This is a genomic window from Streptomyces sp. AK010 (assembly GCF_014207295.1).
In the GTDB taxonomy this organism is placed as follows: domain Bacteria; phylum Actinomycetota; class Actinomycetes; order Streptomycetales; family Streptomycetaceae; genus Streptomyces; species Streptomyces massasporeus.
The window spans coordinates 138,114-154,488 of sequence record NZ_JACHCX010000019.1 but is presented as its reverse complement, the minus strand read 5'-3'; the positions used below and the strand labels follow the sequence as shown (position 1 = coordinate 154,488).

Below are 16,375 nucleotides of genomic sequence, written 5' to 3'. Positions count from 1 at the left end.
CGCCATCTGCCGCTGAGGCGCCCGGTCGGTTGTCGCTCGGGTCGTCCCGGCGGCTTGCCGCTGACGTCCCTGGCCGGTTGTCGCCGGGCCGTCCCGGCCACCTGCCGCTGACGCCCCCGCACGCCCGGCCGCCAGAGCGTACGCCCTGCTTAACAGTCCACCCCGATAATGACCCCATGGGAAAGTCCAAGGGCGGCCGGCGCAGACAGGCCGGTGCGGAGGCCGTCGTCGAGAGCGTCGACGGCGGGCTCGCCGAGCTGATCCCCGACCGCGAGCGGGCCCGGGCCCGGACCCTGGTGATCGACGGGGCCCCGCAGTCGCACGTCGACCTGGACGACCCGGCGTACCTGTCCTTCGAGTACCAGCGCCGCCTCGGGCACGTGATCGACCTCGTCGCCCCGCCCGGCCGGCCCGTGCACGCCGTGCACCTCGGTGGCGGCGCCCTCACCCTCGCGCGCTACGTCGCCGCCACCCGGCCTCGCTCCACCCAGCAGGTCGTCGAACGGGACGGCGCCCTTGTCCAACTGGTCCGCCGCGAGCTGCCGTTGGATCCGAACGCGCGCATACGGGTGCGCTCCACCGACGCCCGCGAGGGCCTCGCCAAGGTGCCGGACGGCTGGGCCGACCTCGTCATCACCGACGTGTTCAGCGGGGCCCGGACACCGGCCCACCTGACCACGACCGAGTTCCTCGACGACGTGCGCAGGGCCCTCAAGCCCGGCGGGGTCTACGCCGCCAACCTCGCCGACGGACCGCCGCTCGCCCACCTGCGGGGCCAGATCGCCACCGCCGCCGCCCGGTTCGAGGAGCTCGCGCTGGTCGCGGATCCGGCGGTGCTGCGCGGCAAGCGCTTCGGGAACGCGGTCCTGGTCGCCTCCGACCACCCGCTGCCCGTCGCCGAGCTGACCCGCCTCGCCGCCTCCGACCCGCATCCCGCCCGGGTCGAGCACGGCAGGACCCTCACGGACTTCACCGGCGGGGCCGCGCCCGTCACGGACGTAGCGGCGGTGGCGTCGCCCGCACCACCCGCGTCGGTGTTCAGATGACCCCCGACGGCACTCGACAGGCCCCCGATCGCACTGGGCAGACCCCCGACGGCACTCGACAGGCCCCCGATCGCACTGGGCAGACCCCCGACGGCACTCGACAGACCCCCGATCGCACTGGGCAGACCCCCGACGGCACTCGACAGACCCCCGACGGCACTCGACAGGCCCCCGACGGCACTCGACAGGCCCCCGACGGCACTCGACAGGCCCCCGACGGCACTCGACAGGCCCCCGATCGCACTGGGCAGACCCCCGACGGCACTCGAGGGACGCCGATGCCCGCCGACGGCCCCCAGCAGACGCCGATCACCGCGTACCGCATTCAGTAGGTCCCGATCTCCACCCGCGGCGGCCCGTCGTGCCAGGTGCAGAACACCGACACCCGGTCCGCTCCCGAGGAGAACTCCACGCGGATCCACGACTCCGTCTTCCACACCTGCATCGACCAGCCCGCCCCGGGCGTCGCCGAGACGAGCGAGGCGGAGGTCCTGCCCAGGTCGAAGACCGCCCGGCCGCCGTCGGTGTCGTAGCTCTTGACGCGGCCGGAGGCGGCGGGGGCGGTGCCGGGCGAGGACGTGGACGGGGTGGGGGAGGGGGAGGGCTTCCCGGACGCGGACGCCGGAGGCGTGCTCGGCTGCCGCCGCTTCGGCGGAGGCGTCCGTTCCGGCTCCGGCGTGGCCAGCGCCCTCGGCTCCCGCGTGGCCGCGTCGGCGGCCTTGACGGGCAGGGCACGCGGCGGGTCGTAGGCCGTTCCCGCCATCACCGTGTGGACACCCCACCACGACAGCGTGACCGCCGCGCCCGTGGCGAGCAGCCAGGCCAGTCCGTGTACGAGTCCTCTGCGCATCGCGGGTCATACTGCCTCACGCGCCCCACGCGTGGCCCGCAAACGGCGTCCCGCGGTACGCAGTTGTCCACAGCCGGGGAGTTGTCCACAGGCCCGCACCCGGCTGTTCGAGATGGCGTACGGTGCGGCGCATGGCAAGTGTTCTCGTGGTCGAGGACGACCAGTTCGTACGCTCGGCGCTGATCCGGCACCTGACCGACGCCTCGCACACCGTGCGCAGCGTCGGGACGGCGCTGGAGGCGCTGCGCGAGGTCGCCCATGTCCGCTTCGACGTGGTGATCCTGGACCTCGGACTGCCCGATCTCGACGGGTCCGAGGCCCTGAAGATGCTGCGCGGGATCACGGACGTGCCGGTGATCGTCGCCACGGCCCGGGACGACGAGACCGAGATCGTACGGCTGTTGAACGCCGGGGCGGACGACTACCTCACCAAACCCTTCTCGGTCGAGCACCTCTCGGCCCGGATGGCGGCCGTGCTGCGCCGCGCCCGCTCCGGCGCCGCGGAAGGGCAACCGTCCCCCGTGATCCGGGTCGGCGGCCTGACCCTCGACCCGCAGCGCCGCCAGGCCGAGCTGGACGGCGCGCGACTCGACCTCACCCGGCGCGAGTTCGACCTGCTCGCCTTCCTCGCCGGCCGGCCCGGCGTCGTCGTCCCCCGCAAGGAGCTGCTCGCCGAGGTGTGGCAGCAGTCCTACGGCGACGACCAGACCATCGACGTCCATCTGTCCTGGCTGCGCAGGAAACTGGGCGAGACGGCGGCCAGCCCGCGCTATCTGCACACCCTGCGGGGCGTCGGAGTGAAGCTCGAACCACCGGGGGCGCCGCGATGAGGTGGGCCCTGGTCAAGGTGTCGCTGGCGGTGACCACCATGGTCGTGCTGGCCTTCGCCGTACCGCTCGGACTCGTCATCCGCGAGATGGCCCGCGACCGTGCCTTCTCCAACGCCGAGCGGGAGGCCGCGGCCGTCGCCCCCGCCCTGTCCATCACCACCGACCGCGACCAGCTGGAGCGGGTCGTCGCCTCGGCCGGCTCCGACGCCGGGATGGCCGTCCACCTCCCGGCGGGTGACGGCCATGAGGCCCTCGAACTCGGGCGCCGCCGCGCCACCGACGAGGACATCGCGGCCGTGCGGAAGCTGGGCCGCGCCTCCACCACCGGCGTCACCGGCGGCTGGACACTGCTCCAGCCGGTCGCCCTCAGCACCGGCAAGATCGCGGTCGTCGAGGTGTACGTGCCCGAGTCCGACGTCACCAACGGCGTGGGGACCGCCTGGGCGGTGCTCGCCGGGGTCGGGGTGGCGCTGATCCTCGGTTCGGTCGCGGTCGCCGACCGGCTGGGCGTCCGCATGGTCCGGCCCGCACAGCGTCTGGTCGAGGGGGCGCACGACCTGGGGGAGGGCCGGCTCGGCGCCCGCGTGCCCGAGGAGGGCCCGAGCGAACTGCGGCTCGCGGCGGTCGCGTTCAACTCGATGGCCGACCAGGTCGTCCAGCTCCTGGCGAACGAGCGGGAGCTCGCGGCCGACCTGTCCCACCGGCTGCGGACACCCTTGACCGTGCTGCGGCTCAACACCGCCTCACTGGGGGAGGGCCCGGCCGCGGACCAGACCCGGACCGCGGTCGAGCAGCTGGAGCGCGAGGTCGACACCATCATCCGTACGGCCCGGGAGGCCAAACCGCAGACGGCCGCGGCCGGTCCGGGCGCCGGGTGCGACGCGGCCGAGGTGGTCCGGGAGCGGATGGCGTTCTGGTCGGCGCTCGCCGAGGACGAGGGCCGCAAGTGGCGGGTGGCCGGGGCCGACCGGCCGGTGCGCATACCCGTGGCCCGCGCCGACCTGGCCGCCGCACTCGACGCGCTGCTGGGGAACGTCTTCCGGCACACCGCGGAGGGCACCGCCTTCGCGGTCGACGTGCACAACGGCGAGGACGCGGTGATCGTCCTCGTCTCCGACGCGGGTCCCGGCATACCCGACCCCGAGGCCGCGATGGCGCGGGGCCGCGGCTCCGGCAGCGACGGCTCCACCGGGCTCGGCCTGGACATCGTGCGCCGGCTCGCGGAGTCCACCGGCGGTGACGTACGGCTCGGATCCTCGGTGCTCGGCGGCACCGAGGTGCGGATCTGGATCCAGCTGGACGGCCGCGCCCCCGCGAGCGGAGGACACCGGCAGATGCGGCGCCGCCGCCCCGGCAGATTCGCTGCCGTGTACAGCCGTTCCCGGACCCACTGAGCGCTCCCGGACCGCCGCCTTCACGGGACGGTCACGTTTCGACAAATGCACGGACCGGCTCTTGACGCATGACCGGACATGCGGCTGTCATTGCGCCACCGTGTTCGGTCGAGTTGATTTCTGGTCGATTGCGACTGGATTTCACGCCATACCCTCGTGGCCGAACCCTGCCTTCAGGAGCCGTCCATGCGCGACCTCTCTCCCTCCGGTCTCTCCCTCCCCGCTCCCAGCCGCCGCACCCTGCTGCGCGGAATGGGCGGCGCGGCCCTGCTCGGCGCCGGCATACCCCTGCTGAGCGCCTGCGGCGGCAGCGGCTCGACCGCCGACCCGAAGACGGTCAGTCTCGGCTCCAACTCGTCCGACGCCGTGCCGAAGAAGGCGTTCGCGGAGATCTACGCCGCCTTCACCAAGAAGTCCGGCATCAAGGTCGACGTGAACACCAAGGACCACAACACGTTCCAGGAGCAGATCAACTCCTACCTGCAGGGCACGCCCGACGACGTGTTCACCTGGTTCGCCGGCTACCGCATGCAGTTCTTCGCCTCGAAGAAGCTGGCCACGCCGATCGACGACGTGTGGCAGAAGATCGGCGGCAACTTCCCCGCAGCGATGCAGAAGCTCAGCAAGGGCGAGGACGGCAAGTACTACTTCGTGCCGCTGTACACGTACCCGTGGGCGGTGTTCTACCGCAGGAGCGTCTTCGCCCAGCACGGCTACAAGGTCCCCACCACCTGGGACGACTTCGTCGCCCTGTGCAAGCGGATGCAGAAGGACGGGCTCGTCCCGATCGCCTTCGGCGACAAGGACGCCTGGCCCGCGATGGGCACCTTCGACCAGATCAACTTCCGCACCAACGGCTACGACTTCCACGTCGAGCTGATGGCCGGCAAGGCGTCCTGGACCGACGCCAAGGTGCGCAAGGTCTTCGACCACTGGACGGAGATCCTGCCCTACCACCAGGAGGGCGCGGTGGGCCGTACCTGGCAGGACGCGGCGCAGACACTGGTGGCCAAGAAGGCCGGCATGTACCTGCTGGGCACCTTCGTCGGTCAGCAGTTCACCGACAAGGCCGACCTGGACGACCTGGACTTCTTCGCCTTCCCGGAGATCGACCCGCAGTTCGGGCAGGAGACCGTCGAGGCGCCCACCGACGGCTTCATGCTCTCCAAGGCCCCGAAGAACCGCGACGGCGCCGTCAAGCTCCTGGAGTACCTGGGCACGCCCGAGGCCGAGCAGATCTACCTCAAGGCCGACTCCAGCGTGGTGGCCGCCTCCACCAAGGCCGACACCTCTTCCTACACCGCGCTGCAGAAGAAGTCCTACGAGATGATCTCCGGCGCGAAGAGCCTGACGCAGTTCATGGACCGCGACTCCCGCCCGGACTTCACCTCGACGGTGATGCAGCCCGCGCTGCAGAACTTCGTCCGCAACCCGAAGAACATCGACAGCATCCTCTCGTCGATCGAACGCCAGAAGAAGACGATCTTCGCCTCCTCCTGACCGAACGGAGACCCGACGACTCGGATCACGACATGACCGCCACACCCGCGAATGCTCCGGAGCCGGCCACCCCGCCCGCTCCGGAGCCCGCCCCCACGTCCCCGTCCGCCAAGGCGCCCGACGGGCACCGGCGGCTGCTCACCCGCCGCGACCGCCTCACGCTCGGCCTGATGGCGGGCGTGCCAACGATTCTGCACGTCGCCCTGGTGTGGCTGACCGCGCTGGCTTCGATCGCGCTGGCCTTCACCACCTGGGACGGCATCGGCTTCGACTCCATCAAGTGGGTCGGACTGCAGAACTTCAGGGAACTGTTCACCAGCAACCCGCAGTTCTGGCCCGCCGTCGAGCACAACGTGATCTGGTTCGTGGTGCTCATCCTGCTGCCCACGCCCTTCGGCCTGTTCCTCGCCGTGCAGCTGGACAAGAAGATCCGCTTCAGCCGCGTCTACCAGACCGCGTTCTTCCTGCCGGTCGTGATGTCGCTCGCGGTCATCGGGTTCGTCTGGCAGCTGGTCTACAACCCGGACACGGGCCTGATCAACAGCATCATCGGCGCCAACAAGCCCGGCCACTACATCGACTGGATCGGCGACCCGGACCTCAACCTGTGGGCCGTGCTCGTCGCCGCGTCCTGGCGGCACGCCGGCTACATGATGATCCTCTACCTGGCCGGCCTGAAGAGCGTCGACCCCGCCCTGCGCGAGGCGTCCGCCCTGGACGGCGCCAGTGAGTGGCAGACGTTCAAAAACGTCATCTTCCCGACCCTGCGGCCCACCAACACCGTCGTCCTGGTCGTCACGATCATCGAGGCGCTGCGCGCGTTCGACCTGGTCTTCGTCTTCAACAAGGGCGCCCAGGGCACCGAACTGCTGTCGATCCTGGTGACCAACAACATCATCGGCGAGTCCAGCCGCATCGGATACGGCTCCGCGATCGCCGTCGTCCTGCTGGTGATATCGCTCGCGGTGATCATCCCGTATCTGATCGCCGCCTTCCACAAGGAGCGGCGCGCATGAGCTCCCACCCGTCGCCCACCACCACCCCGAACGTGGCGCTTCGCGCCGCCCCTTTGAACTCTGGCGGCCCGCGGGGGCAGCGCACCCCGATCCGCCCCGCCCGGATCCTGCTGCACACCTTCCTCGTCGTCACGGCCCTGGCCTGGCTCGCGCCCCTGCTGTGGGCGCTGCTCGCGGCGATGCGGCCGTACGGGGAGACCAGCACCAGGGGCTATGTCTCCTGGCCCGACAAGCTCACCTTCGACAACTTCACAGGCGCCTTCCAGCAGTCGGACATGCTGCACTACTTCGGCAACACGCTGCTGATCGCCGTCCCGGCCGTGCTGCTGACGCTGCTGTTGTCGTCGATGGTCGCCTTCTACGTCAGCCGCTTCGACTTCCGGGTCAATCTGTTCCTGCTGCTGGTGTTCACGGCCGGCAACCTGCTGCCCCAGCAGGTCATCATCACGCCGCTGTACCGGCTGTACCTGCTGATCGACCTGCCCGGCATCACCATGAGCGGCAAGCTCTACGACTCCGCGCTCGGCCTGGTGCTGATCCACGTGGCGTTCCAGTCCGGCTTCTGCGCCTTCGTGCTGAGCAACTACATGCGCTCCCTGCCGCACGAACTCACCGAGGCCGCCCTGGTCGACGGTGCCTCCGTCTGGCGCCTGTACTGGCAGATCGTGCTGCCCCTGTGCAAACCGGCCATGGCCGCCCTGGCCACCCTGCTCTCCATCTGGATCTACAACGACTTCTTCTGGGCGATCGTCCTCATCTCCACCGGCGAGAACATGCCGATCACCTCGGCGCTGAACAACCTCTCCGGCCAGTACTTCACCGACCCCAACCTGGTCGCCGCCGGAGCCCTGCTCACCGCGATCCCGACCCTGATCGTGTACTTCGCGCTCCAGCGCCAGTTCGTCAGCGGCCTCACCCTGGGCGCCAACAAGGGCTGACGCCCACTCCCCGAAAGAGAACCTCTTCACGACTCCGGCCCGCCAGTGGCAGCACCAGCGCCTCTGGACCAACGACCCGGACTGCCTGATGGCCCGCCCGGCGGTCGAGACCCGCGAACAGGGGGCGGCGCACGTGGAGTCCACCGGGCGTCTGATGGCCTCCAGCGACCGGCTGCTGTCCCTGGACCCGTGGGGCGTGGAGACGACCCGCCGGTTCCTGTCGGGCACCCGCCGCTGAGAGACGGCCGGGGCGCGGCACTCCCCTAATCGTGCCGCGCCCCACCCCCGTTCCCCCGTCGGTCAGACCGCCTCGGCCTCGGGCAGCGCGCCGGTCCGCGCCGCCCGGCCGTACCAGAGGGCGCTCGTCTTCGGCGTGCGTTCCAGCGTCGCGTAGTCCACGTAGACCGCGCCGAAGCGCTTGCCGTAGCCGTACGCCCACTCGAAGTTGTCCATCAGGGACCACAGGTAGTAGCCCCGGACGTCCGCGCCGTCCGCGATCGCCCGGCGGACCGCCGACAGGTGGCCGTGCAGATAGGCGACCCGCTCCGGGTCGTGCACCCGGCCGTCGGAGTCGATCTTGTCGTCGTAGGCAGCGCCGTTCTCCGTGATGTACAGCGGCAGGCCCGGCGCCTCCCGGGTGTAGCGCATGATCAGCTCGTACAGACCGGTCGGGTCGATCGTCCAGCCCATCTCCGTGCGGTCGCCGGGCGTCTGGTGGAAGGCGACGTCGTCCGCGGCCGGCCACGGCGAGTGGTCGCTCGCCCCGTGACCGTCGGCGCGCGGCGCCCGAGCCGACGCGTCGGCCGCCGAGACCAGCGAGGGCGTGTAGTAGTTGAGGCCCAGCGCGTCCAGCGGCTGGTTGATCAGCTCCAGGTCGCCGTCGAGGACGAAGTCCCAGTCCGTGAGGGACGCCGTCGCCACGTACAGCGACTCCGGGTAGGCGCCGTGCAGCATCGGCCCGTGGAACACGCCGTTGGCCAGGTCGTCGATCCTGCGGGCCGCGTCCAGATCCGCCGGGTCCTGCGAAAGCGGGCGCACCACCGAGGAGTTGAGGCTGATCGCGACCGTGTTGCGGGCCGGCATCACCGACCGCAGCGCCGACGCGCCCAGCCCGTGCGCCAGATTCAGATGGTGCGCGGCACGCAGCGAGGCCGCCGGGTCCGTACGGCCCGGGGCGTGCACCCCGGAGGCATAGCCCAGGAACGCGCTGCACCACGGCTCGTTGAGCGTGATCCACTGCTCCACCCGGTCGCCCAGCGCCTCGCCGACGATCTGCGCGTACTCCGCGAACCGGTGCGCCGTGTCGCGCTCCGGCCAGCCGCCCGCGTCCTCCAGCTCCTGCGGCAGGTCCCAGTGGTAGAGGGTCACGGCCGGCTTGATGTTCTTGGCCAGCAGCTCGTCCACCAGTCGCCGGTAGAAGTCCAGGCCCTTCTGCACCGCCGGGCCCCGCCCGGTCGGCTGCACCCGCGACCACGAGATGGAGAAGCGGTAGGCGCCCAGGCCCAGCTCCGCCATCAGCGCCACGTCGTCGCGGTAGCGGTGGTAGTGGTCGACAGCGATGTCACCGGTCTCGCCACCGGCCGTCTTGCCCGGCGTGTGGCTGAAGGTGTCCCAGATCGACGGCGTACGGCCGTCCTCCCGCACCGCACCCTCGATCTGGTACGCGGACGTCGCCGCGCCCCACAGGAAGGCGGGGGGAAAGGTCACCGGGGTGGCCGGGTACTCGGAGTCAGGCATGGAAGCGCTCCCAGGGGGGTCGTATGGACCGACGAGTGGAGGGGGAGGGGAAAGGGGCCGAGGCGGCTGTGGCTCGGCCCCTGGGAAAGCGGGACTCAGCCCTTGACGGCGCCCTGCATGATGCCACCGACGATCTGCTTGCCGAAGATCGCGAAGACGATCAGGAGCGGCAGTGTGCCCAGCAGGGCGCCGGCCATGATCAGCGACTGGTCCGGGGTGTAGCCGCGTCCCAGCCCCGCCACCGCCACCTGCACGGTCGGGTTGCCGGTCTGGGTCAGGACCAGGAAGGGCCACAGGAAGTCGTTCCAGGTCTGCACGAACATCAGCATGCCCAGGACGGCCATGGCGGGCCGCGCGGTCGGGAACACCACGTGCCACACCACGCGCCAGCTGCTCGCGCCGTCCACCCGGGCCGCCTCGATGATCTCGTCCGGCAGCGCCTGGATCAGGTACTGCCGCATGAAGAACACACCGAACGCGCTCACCAGCGACGGGAAGATCACCGCTTGGAGCTGGTCCGTCCAGTCGAGCTTCGCGACCATCATGTACAGCGGGATGATGCTGAGCTGCGGCGGCACCATCATCGTGCCGATCACCACCAGCATCGCCGCGCCGCGGCCCTTGAAGCGCAGCTTGGCGAAGGCGAATCCGGCGATCGTCGACAGGAACACGATGGTGAACGACGAGATGCCGGCCACCAGGGTGGTGTTGAGGAACGCTTCCCCCAGGTTGGCGTCCGTCCAGGCCACTTCGAGCTTGTCGAAGAGGCCGGAGCCGAACCAGAACGGCGGCGGGGTCTGCGCCAGACGCTGGTTGTCGCGCGAGGCGGCGATAGCTGTCCACACCAGCGGGAACAGCGAGATGACGGTGAAGAGGGCAAGAATGACGTACGCCACCGGGCCGGCGTGCAGCTGCCCGCCCGCGCGTGCCGCCTTCATGCCACGTGAGCGCTTCGGCGGCTCGGGGACCGCGTCGGCCGGGGGTTTCGTCAGGGTCGTCGTCACGGCCGGTTCTCCTTAGCTACTGGCGCGCAGCCGGCGCGAGATGACGTAGTTGACGACCCCGATCACGATGAGGATCAGGAACATCGTCCAGGCGATGGCGGAGGCGCGGCCCAGGTGCTGGTTGATCCAGCCCTGCTCGTACAGGTACAGGCCGAGCGTCTGGAACTGGTGCTGGGATCCGCCGGAGGCGCCCTTGTTCGCGTCGAACAGCAGCGGCTCACCGAACACCTGCGAGGCGCCGATGGTCGACACCACGACTGTGAACAGGATCGTCGGACGCAGCGAGGGCAGCGTGACGTGGAGGAACTGCCGCCAACGGCTGGCTCCGTCCAGTGCCGCCGACTCGTAGAGGTCCTGCGGGATCGCCTGCATCGCGGCCAGGTAGATCAGCGCGTTGTACCCCGTCCAGCGCCAGACGATGATGCTGGACACGGCGATCTGGGAAGGCCACTTGTCGTTCTGCCAGTCGACGTGGTCGATGCCGACCGCGTTCAGCGCCCAGTTGATCATGCCGTAGTCGCGACCGAAGAGCAGCACGAAGACCAGCGAGGCGGCGGCGATCGACGTGGCGTAGGGCGCCAGCATGACGACGCGGTAGAAGGTGGAGCCGCGCAGCTTGTAGTTGAGGATGTGTGCCAGGCCCATGGCCATCAGCAGCTGCGGAACCGTGGAGATGATGCCGATCGTCAGGGTGTTCTTCGCCGCGTTCCAGAAGAAGTCGTCGTCGAAGATCCGGGTGTAGTTGCGCAGCCCGACCCAGGACATGTCCGTGGGTGCCGTCAGCTCTACCTGGTGGAGCGAGGCCCAGCCGGTGTACAGCAGCGGGAACAGGCCGAACGCGAGGAAGAGCAGGAAGAAGGGCGAGACGAACGCGTAGGGGCTCCACCGCATGTCGCGTTGCCAGCGACGGGAGAGCCGGGCGCGCTTCTTCCTCGCCCGCTCCGTGTCCGCGTCGGCCGGCGGGCGGCCCGGGGCCGCGCCCCCCTCCTGCACGGGGGGCGCGGCGGTGTCGTGCCTGGATGCCATTCCGGTCACTGGTCCAGGTTGTTGTCGATGGTCTTGACGGCCGTGTTCCACGCCTCCTCGGGCGACTTGCCCTGGGTGACGAGGATGACGCCGTTGTCCGTCAGACCCTGCTGGATGATCTGGTCCTTCGGGCCGATCGTCTGTACCGGGCTGCTCTTGGCGGCCGCGGCGAAGATGGTGCCGATCGGCGCGTCACCGGTCATCTCGTTCTTGGCGCTCTTCACCGCGTCCGACTCGTAGGCCGCCGGGGTGCTCGGGAAGCTGCCCTGCACGGCGAACAGCTTGGCCTGCTGCTCGGGTGCGGTCAGCCAGGCGGCCAGCTTCGCGGCCTCCTCGGCGTTCTTGCCCGACTTGGGAACTGCCAGGAAGGAACCGCCCCAGTTGCCGGACTTCGGCGACGCGGCCACGTCCCACTTGCCCTTGGCGTCCGGCTTCGACTTGCCCTTGATGTAGCCGAGCATCCACGGCGGGCAGGACATCGCGGCGAACTTGCTGTTGGCGATCGTCGTGTCCCAAGCGGGCTGGAACTGAGTCTGGTTGCCGATCAGTCCGTCCTCGGCAGCCTTCGCGGTGAGGTCGAACGCGTCCTTCACAGCCGGGTTCGACTTGTATATGACCTTGCCGGAGGAGTCGTAGAAGCGGTCCTTCTCACTGCTGAGAATCGCCTGGAGCAGACCGCCGGGGGAGTCCAGGAAGGTGGTGCCCTTCGGAGCCTTCTTCTTGTAGTCCTCGCCGACCTCGACCAGCTTCTTCCAGTCACCGGCCCACAGTTTGGCGACCTCCTCGCGGTCGGTGGGCAGACCGGCCTTCTCGAAGAGGTCCTTGCGGTAGCAGATGGCCATCGGGCCGACGTCCGTGCCCAGGCCGACGGTCTCACCGCCCTCGGTGGTGGCCTGCTGCCACTTCCACTCCAGGTAGTCGCTCTTCTCGCCGTACTTGGAGAGGTCCAGCAGCTTGGCGGACTGGGTCTTGACGATCTCGGCGATGTTGCCGACCTCGACGCCCTGGATGTCCTGCAGGCCGCTGTTGGTGGTCAGGTGGTTGACCAGGGTGGGGTAGTAGTTCTCATTCCGCTCGACGACCGTCTGCTGGATGTCGATGTCCGGGTGGAGCTTCTCGTACTCCTTGTAGAGGCCGGCCTCCTCGAAGCCGAAGGTGCCGAAGAGCCCCAGAGTGATCTTGGTCTTGCCGCCGCTGTCGCCGCTGCCGCCGCTCGACGACGAGCCGCTTCCGCCGTCGTCGGCACAGCCGGCCAGCAGCCCGGCGCCCAGCGACGCGACGGCCGCGACGACCATCGCCTTGCGGGCGGTTCGGATGCGTGCTCGCATGTCGTCCTCCTGTTGCCCTGACGTGCCGACCCCCCGGCCAACTGCATTGTCGGACCGTTTTACGCGCTTAAGGCTCGGGCGGGGAACGTGCGGGTTGTGTATGTGTCAGGTAGTGTGGGAGCGCTCCCACCAGTGATGTGTTGAAGAGTCCCCGGTCCCGGCGAGGGTGTCAAGGGAGTGGACGGCGCTATATAGCTTCGAGATGTTTCCGTCGTCGTGGCCATGTCCTGGCTGGTTCAGCTCTGTTGGAAAGAGACGAGGGGCGACGCTGGGGCAGTCGCTCGTTCGAAGGAGGTTGATCTGTTCGGAACACCACGGCCAGTGGTGCCCGCAGCGCAAGCCTGGCGGCAGTGGCGGCAGGCAGCTGACTTGTCGGGCTGTCAGCCCGGGTGCGGCGAACCCAAGGCTGACAGGAAGAAGAGACCGCTCGGGCCGATGTCGAAGTCCCGGGCCGGTTGAATCGACGCAGTCGGACCACCGGTCGCGCCGGATCGTCCGGCCGCAACGGAGGGCCGGGGCGACGAGCCTCGGCGAGGGCCGTCACAGCTGACGAGCCTGTTAAATTCCAGGCCAGTCGCAGAGTGCGGGTGTGGAGGGAAGGCGGAGCCCATGGCAACCCACGGAGCGCGGGGCCGAAGTGGTGGCCGGCCCACCCTCGAAGAGGTGGCGGCGCGCGCCGGTGTCGGCCGCGGTACCGTCTCGCGGGTGATCAACGGCTCGCCCCGGGTCAGCGACGCGACCCGCGCGGCCGTCGAGGCAGCGGTCGCGGAGCTCGGCTACGTCCCCAACACCGCGGCCCGTGCCCTGGCCGCCAACCGTACGGACGCGATCGCGCTGGTCGTCCCCGAGCCGGAGACCCGGTTCTTCGCGGAGCCGTACTTCTCGGACATGCTGAAGGGCGTCGGGTCGGCGCTGTCCGACACGGAGATGCAGCTGCTGCTGATCTTCGCGGGCAGTGACCGGGAACGCGCCCGCCTCGCCCAGTACCTGGCGGCCCACCGCGTGGACGGCGTCCTGCTCGTCTCGGTGCACGCGGACGACCCGCTGCCCGACCTGCTGGCCCAGCTGGAGATCCCCGCGGTGATCAGCGGACCGCGCTCGTCGGCGGAGACCCTGCCGTCCGTCGACTCGGACAACTACGGCGGCGCCCGCCAGGCCGTCGAGCACCTGCTGTCCCGGGGCCGGAGCCGGGTGGCCCACATCACCGGCCGCCTCGACGTCTACGGTGCCCAGCGCCGTGTCGACGGCTACCGCGAGGCCATGAGCGACGCCGGCCTCGGGGTGGACGAGGGGCTGATCGAGGCGGGGGACTTCACAGAAGAGGGCGGACACCGGGCCATGGCGGCCCTGCTGGAGCGCCACCCCGACATCGACGCGGTCTTCGCCGCCTCCGACGTCACCGCGGCCGGCGCCCGCCGGGCGCTGCGCGATGCGGGCCGCCGCATTCCGGAGGACGTGGCGCTCGTCGGCTACGACGACTCCGCCATCGCCCGCCACATGGAACCGCCGCTGACCAGCGTCCGCCAGCCCATAGAGGAGATGGGTCGCCGGATGATAGACCTCCTGCTCACCGAGGTCGCCGACCGCCGTCCGCTGGCGTCCCGGGGCCTGGAGCGCCGGCAGATGGTCCTGGCCACGGAGCTGGTGTCCCGGTCCTCCTCGTGACGCAACGGCCCACGGGCGCGGGGGAGTCGGCCAGGGGGCTTCTGACGGATCTCCGCGGCGTCGCGACGCCCGGCACGCGCTCTCGCCGCACCGGACGATAGGCCTGGTGGCTCCGCTACGAGACCTTCCGTCCGGCACGCCGAGAACACGCACCGCACGCCGCTCTTTCCTCCGCGGAGATCCGTCAGAAGCCCCCCAGGGCGTGACGGCGGTCCGCGGGCCGAGACCGGGGTGGCGCCGCAGGGCTGCCAGGCCGTCGGGCACGAACAGCCGCTCCCGGATCACCTCCCGGAACTCCGCCTCGCTGAACCAGCCGTGCCAGGCGATCTCGGACGGGTCGGGGGTGAGGGGCTCCGTCACGACGGCCTCGTGCACCCCGAGCCAGTAAGGGCTGATCGCTCCCCGGCAGAGTGAAGACGAACCCGCACCCGTGCCCGGACGCCCAGCTCCTCCGTCAACTCCCGGACCGCGGCCTCCTCGTAGGACTCGCCGACCTCGACGGCCCCGCCGATCAGCCAGTCGTGGTGGCCCGGGAAGCGGGACAGGTGCTCCGGCCTGCGGTGCACCAGGACGCGGCCCCGAGCGTCTCGGCAGACCGTCGCCGCGACCCGGTGCGGCCGGCCCTCGCGGATCGCCCGTCCCGGTCGGCCACCCCGAGCACCCGGTCCTGCTCGCCGACCCGTTCCACCCGCTCACTCATGGGCGTCACGGTCCCACGCCCTCACACCCGAGCCGGCGCAGGCCGTCGCAGCAGATACACCGCCGCCGTCACGACCAGGACGGCCATGCAGGCGATGAACACCAGCCCGGCCCCCTCCAGGCCGATCGGCCCGGTCAGCAGGCCGACGCCGATCACCGGGACGGAGATGCCCGTGTAGGCCACCACGAACAGCGTCGAGATCACCGCCGCCCGCTGGTGCTCCGGCGAGGCCTCGGCCACGTCGGACAGGGCGCCGCGGAACGCCAGGCCCTGGCCGATTCCGCCGATGAGCGCGCTGGCGACCAGCAGGGCCATCTGGTCCCACCGCAGCGCACCGGCGAGCAGCGCCAGCCCGGCGAGGAGCCCGGCGCAGCCCAGCGGCAGGGAACGCCGTACGCCGACCCGGCCGACCGCCAGTTGTCCGGCCGTCGAGGAGAAGAAGGCCAGCGCGACGATCAGCCCGCTCACGGCGTGGTCGTCGACGTCCAGGGACTCCACGAGGAAGGCAGGGCTGACGGAGGTGAACACCCCGAACAGGGCGAAGCCGACGAAGGAGGCGGTGGCGGCGGGGCCGAACACCGCGCGCACCTGCGGGGGCAGTACGGGACGCTGCGGGCGTACGGAGCGCAGCGGCTGCCGTTTCCGTACCGTCTCCGCGAGCCGCAGCAGGACGGCGGCCGAGACGGCCACCAGGGCGAGGTGGGTGACGAACGGCAGGTACAGCGGCCAGGGTGCGTACTGTGCGAGAAGCCCGGAGAGCAGCGGGCCGCAGCCCAGTCCGCCCATGTTGGCGGCCGTCGCCACGAACGTGGCCCGGGAGGCACCGCCCTCGGGCGCCAGCTCCATCACGTACGCCGTGGCGGCTCCGGTGAACAGCCCGGCGGACAGTCCCGACAGCAGCCGTCCCCCATAGAGCCAGCCGAGCCCGGTGGCGCACAGGAAGCAGACGGCACTCAGCGCCGCGAAGCCCAGACCGCACAGCAGCACCGGGCGCCGGCCCACGGCGTCCGAGGCGTTGCCGACCAGCAGCAGCACACCGATCACCGCGAAGGCGTACAGGGCGTAGACCACGGTGACCGTCAGCTCGGAGAAGCCGAACTTGTCCTGGTAGAGGGGATAGAGGGGAGTCGGGAGTGTGGTGCCGGCCATGCAGACGGCGAAGACCGCCCCGCCGAGCACACACGCGCGCCATCCCGGGCGTCCACCGTCCATGCGGCCGACGGTAGCCGCGGCCCGCGGACGCGCCCTCGACCGGCGCGCTGGAAACACGCGCGCCGGAAACACCCGCGCTTGGAAACGCTTCAGCCGGTGGCCTCTTCCGAGACCACCGGCTGAATACTC

General features: G+C 70.4%; 13 protein-coding genes and 2 pseudogenes. 8 read left to right on the top strand and 7 right to left on the bottom strand.

Going from position 1 to position 16,375, the window contains the following annotated elements; all coding sequences use genetic code 11:
* Positions 1-176 precede the first annotated feature (176 nt).
* A complete protein-coding gene (locus HDC93_RS30245; RefSeq protein WP_185014019.1) occupies positions 177-1,046 on the top strand; it encodes a spermidine synthase in 870 nt (289 codons plus the stop codon).
* 325 nt (positions 1,047-1,371) lie between these two features.
* On the opposite strand, the gene HDC93_RS30240 is transcribed toward HDC93_RS30245, so the two are convergent.
* On the bottom strand, positions 1,372-1,896 hold the full coding sequence (locus tag HDC93_RS30240; RefSeq protein ID WP_185014018.1) for a hypothetical protein: 525 nt from the start codon (positions 1,894-1,896) through the stop codon (positions 1,372-1,374).
* Positions 1,897-2,027: 131 nt separating this feature from the next.
* On the opposite strand from HDC93_RS30240, the gene HDC93_RS30235 reads away from it, so the two are divergent.
* From HDC93_RS30235 to HDC93_RS30210, 6 genes and pseudogenes are all read left to right on the top strand, one after another.
* Positions 2,028-2,726, top strand: a complete 699-nt coding sequence (locus HDC93_RS30235; RefSeq protein WP_185014017.1) for a response regulator transcription factor — start codon at positions 2,028-2,030, stop codon at positions 2,724-2,726.
* A complete protein-coding gene (locus tag HDC93_RS30230) occupies positions 2,723-4,120 on the top strand; it encodes a HAMP domain-containing sensor histidine kinase (protein WP_185014016.1) in 1,398 nt (465 codons plus the stop codon). Before HDC93_RS30235 ends, HDC93_RS30230 begins: the two co-directional genes overlap by 4 nt.
* Positions 4,121-4,306: 186 nt before the next feature.
* Positions 4,307-5,620, top strand: coding sequence for an ABC transporter substrate-binding protein (locus HDC93_RS30225; RefSeq protein WP_185014015.1), 1,314 nt, complete (start codon positions 4,307-4,309; stop codon positions 5,618-5,620).
* Positions 5,621-5,652: 32 nt separating this feature from the next.
* Positions 5,653-6,636 (top strand): carbohydrate ABC transporter permease, encoded by a 984-nt coding sequence (locus HDC93_RS30220; protein ID WP_185014014.1) that lies wholly within the window; start codon positions 5,653-5,655, stop codon positions 6,634-6,636.
* Positions 6,633-7,574, top strand: a complete 942-nt coding sequence (locus HDC93_RS30215; RefSeq protein WP_260419836.1) for a carbohydrate ABC transporter permease — start codon at positions 6,633-6,635, stop codon at positions 7,572-7,574. Before HDC93_RS30220 ends, HDC93_RS30215 begins: the two co-directional genes overlap by 4 nt.
* A 25-nt stretch (positions 7,575-7,599) precedes the next feature.
* Positions 7,600-7,812, top strand: a pseudogene (locus HDC93_RS30210) (alpha-galactosidase); the annotation flags it as partial.
* A gap of 62 nt (positions 7,813-7,874) precedes the next feature.
* Here the strand turns inward: HDC93_RS30210 and HDC93_RS30205 are convergent.
* The 4 genes from HDC93_RS30205 to HDC93_RS30190 all read right to left on the bottom strand — a co-directional run bounded on the left by HDC93_RS30205 (position 7,875) and on the right by HDC93_RS30190 (position 12,669).
* A complete protein-coding gene (locus HDC93_RS30205) occupies positions 7,875-9,311 on the bottom strand; it encodes a GH1 family beta-glucosidase (protein ID WP_185014013.1) in 1,437 nt (478 codons plus the stop codon).
* 95 nt (positions 9,312-9,406) lie between these two features.
* Positions 9,407-10,315: a carbohydrate ABC transporter permease gene (locus HDC93_RS30200; RefSeq protein ID WP_102912406.1), complete on the bottom strand. Its 909-nt coding sequence runs from the start codon at positions 10,313-10,315 to the stop codon at positions 9,407-9,409.
* 12 nt (positions 10,316-10,327) lie between these two features.
* Positions 10,328-11,341 (bottom strand): carbohydrate ABC transporter permease, encoded by a 1,014-nt coding sequence (locus HDC93_RS30195; protein WP_185014012.1) that lies wholly within the window; start codon positions 11,339-11,341, stop codon positions 10,328-10,330.
* A gap of 5 nt (positions 11,342-11,346) precedes the next feature.
* Complete coding sequence (locus HDC93_RS30190; RefSeq protein ID WP_185014011.1) at positions 11,347-12,669, bottom strand: ABC transporter substrate-binding protein; 1,323 nt, start codon at positions 12,667-12,669, stop codon at positions 11,347-11,349.
* A 609-nt stretch (positions 12,670-13,278) separates the two neighbouring features.
* Here HDC93_RS30190 and HDC93_RS30185 point away from each other — a divergent pair.
* A complete protein-coding gene (locus tag HDC93_RS30185; protein WP_185014010.1) occupies positions 13,279-14,334 on the top strand; it encodes a LacI family DNA-binding transcriptional regulator in 1,056 nt (351 codons plus the stop codon).
* Between the two features lie 231 nt (positions 14,335-14,565).
* On the opposite strand, the pseudogene HDC93_RS30180 reads toward HDC93_RS30185, so the two are convergent.
* A pseudogene (locus tag HDC93_RS30180) lies at positions 14,566-15,034 on the bottom strand (NUDIX hydrolase); the annotation flags it as partial.
* Positions 15,035-15,055: 21 nt separating this feature from the next.
* Entirely contained in the window at positions 15,056-16,246 is a 1,191-nt protein-coding gene (locus HDC93_RS30175) for an MFS transporter (protein ID WP_185014009.1), read from the bottom strand.
* Between the last annotated feature and the right edge of the window lie 129 nt (positions 16,247-16,375).